We start from the raw sequence: 2253 nt of genomic DNA, 5'->3' as shown, positions 1-2253 counted from the left end.
TAAAAGAACTCCTAACATTCAAAATACCAATCAACACATAAAGGGGACACTACCTAATTTTGGGTCCTTAGTTACTGAGGAGGATTTAGTCTGCCCTCATACAGGGCAATGGGTATTATTTTGATTGTAGTATTTTTATCGCTTTCTGCCTTGGGAAGTGTGGTTGCTGCATTGTTCTATTTAGCTCTTTTACTTGATCCTTCATTGCTCATTCTCTATCATGTTGTGTGATATGTTACGGGCATCTCTTTTCCTTGGCATTTCATTTATCAGGGATTTATTATGCTTATTATTGTCAAGTATTTTCAATTTCTAGCAATGACTTGGCTGCTAGAATCTCAGGTAATATTTTACACTCTGCTGGGTATCGTACTCGTAATTATGGCTATAGGACTACTGCGAATGAAGAACTGGGCACGAATAACTACCATAATCTATACTCTATTAATAATCATCTTCGCCTTTGTCTACTTTGCATTCTTCCTAATCACGGGTTACGACTACATGTTTTTTGACGTAAATATTCTTGCGGTACTATTTTCCTTTGGACCAAGAGATTACTTTGCTCTTCTAGGGCTCTTTACAACGGTGATTTCGTTAATAATAGGGATAGCAATCCTCGTATACCTGTTCGGAGATGTTCGGTACGAGTTCCAGTAGCTCAACCAGTAAGCACTCTCTCTACAATTTTACAAAAATAAAATCTTTTAAAAAGAGCAAATTTTGAATTATTTTATGAGTTCTCGTGCATGTTTTCTGCTTTCCTTCGCCTGCTCTGCAGTTGAACCTATTTCTAAGCCATAGGTTTTCCCTAGATTCAGGACTTCCGAGACTGATAGGTTGAGTATTTCCGCGGTTTTTGAGAGTGAGATTTTTCCTTTAGCGTAGAGATTTAGAACATAGGGTTTTATCCCTTCATATAGTAGCTTCCTTAAGGCAGTCTTTTCATCTATGTGCTCCTCTTTAGCTAAAGTCTCCACCACATACTTCATGTTTTCGGTTATATTTAGATTAATTTCCACCCTTGATCACCTTTTTAGCAGCCAAGTAATTCTCTCTAGTAATGTAGGGTTTTAACATATTTAAATATCCTAAAGGATCGCATCAGCTTTCAAATTGAAAAATAAGCGTAGAGTTGCTTTTTCGCCGGAGCCAAGTTCTTCTCTTTCTTTCAAAATGTCTTTAGCCATTTCATTCTCCTCAGTCTTCATAAACTTTAAAATATCGCCTTTAACAAGTTTTTCAATTATGAAGGCATCCTCATACACCTTTTTCTTACCTCTGGTCACCACTTCCTCGTAAACTTCGCTGGATATGAAACACGAAAATCGCTTGAGCACTTGCTCTATAATAGAAGATTTGACTGGCTAAATTAACCCATCAGAATCTAGAATAAATATACTCATACAAAATATCTAGCTTCTCAACAATAAATAATCTTCTTGTCCAGTTAGGTAAATATTTTAATAGTAAAGAAGGATTAATAGTTTTAGTAAGGAATTTATTTTTGGTGTTTTATACTATTCCTTGGAATGGTTTGTTAGCATAAATTCTTTAGAGGGAGAATACGGTTTGAATGGGGAAGATGGTTTCGCATCATCGAGGTTGAGGGTAATTCTGATATCTGCCATGTTTTTTGCGATCATTTTGTATCTTTACGGAGTTTTCTCTGGATTTTCTCACATTTTTGGATTTTATAAAATAATAGAGATTGTACCCTCAATAACTTTTGTCGATGTTCCTGGATTCTTCTTCGAATCTTATCCCGGTTTCACTGTTTCGAATTATTTGTCCTCATGGTACTTTGATTCCCGAATCATCTCCCCCTTTGGAGTACTTTTTCTAATTTTTGCCGCTTCTGCTGTAGCCTTATTACTCTTCGGTAGACCATTTGCGATGTATATTTGTTCCATCATTGCTGGCTTCTTAGTATTCACGCAGTATATTATACTTGGTACTGTTGTGGGCTCTGTTTTTTGGGGATACGATTTGTATGTTTTTCGATACGGGTTTGGATTTCCCATCCTCTACCTAGTAGAATTTTGTTTCAATAATAATTATTTACTAATTTTGCCCGCGATTCTCTTTCAATTTGCAGCTGCGGCATACTTGATTCACCATCTGTGGAGCAAAAAGATTCTGTTATCCGGCGTAATAGAATCGCCAAGCGCTGAGCATTTCATGACCTTATAAAAAATAGCAATAATCACTTCCTATGGGGCACTAACTTTACTATCTTATACACTTATATTT

At 36.2% G+C, this 2253-nt stretch carries 4 protein-coding genes; 2 read left to right on the top strand and 2 right to left on the bottom strand.

Features of this window, described 5'->3' with window-relative positions; genetic code table 11:
- Nucleotides 1–282: 282 nt before the first annotated feature.
- Entirely contained in the window at nucleotides 283–660 is a 378-nt protein-coding gene (locus tag ACUVXA_RS19925) for a hypothetical protein (RefSeq protein WP_445873040.1), read from the top strand.
- 68 nt (nucleotides 661–728) lie between these two features.
- Here ACUVXA_RS19925 and ACUVXA_RS19920 read toward each other — a convergent pair whose 3' ends face one another.
- Nucleotides 729–1022: a hypothetical protein gene (locus tag ACUVXA_RS19920; RefSeq protein WP_445873039.1), complete on the bottom strand. Its 294-nt coding sequence runs from the start codon at nucleotides 1020–1022 to the stop codon at nucleotides 729–731.
- Between the two features lie 69 nt (nucleotides 1023–1091).
- A complete protein-coding gene (locus ACUVXA_RS19915; RefSeq protein ID WP_445873038.1) occupies nucleotides 1092–1289 on the bottom strand; it encodes a hypothetical protein in 198 nt (65 codons plus the stop codon).
- 283 nt (nucleotides 1290–1572) lie between these two features.
- Between ACUVXA_RS19915 and ACUVXA_RS19910 the strand changes: the two genes are divergently transcribed.
- On the top strand, nucleotides 1573–2193 hold the full coding sequence (locus ACUVXA_RS19910; RefSeq protein WP_445873037.1) for a hypothetical protein: 621 nt from the start codon (nucleotides 1573–1575) through the stop codon (nucleotides 2191–2193).
- The last annotated feature ends 60 nt before the right edge of the window (nucleotides 2194–2253 follow it).

This window comes from Candidatus Jordarchaeum sp. (genome assembly GCF_052745115.1).
The sequence above is the reverse complement of the archived record's forward strand: the minus strand, read 5'-3'. Positions and strand labels throughout refer to the sequence as shown.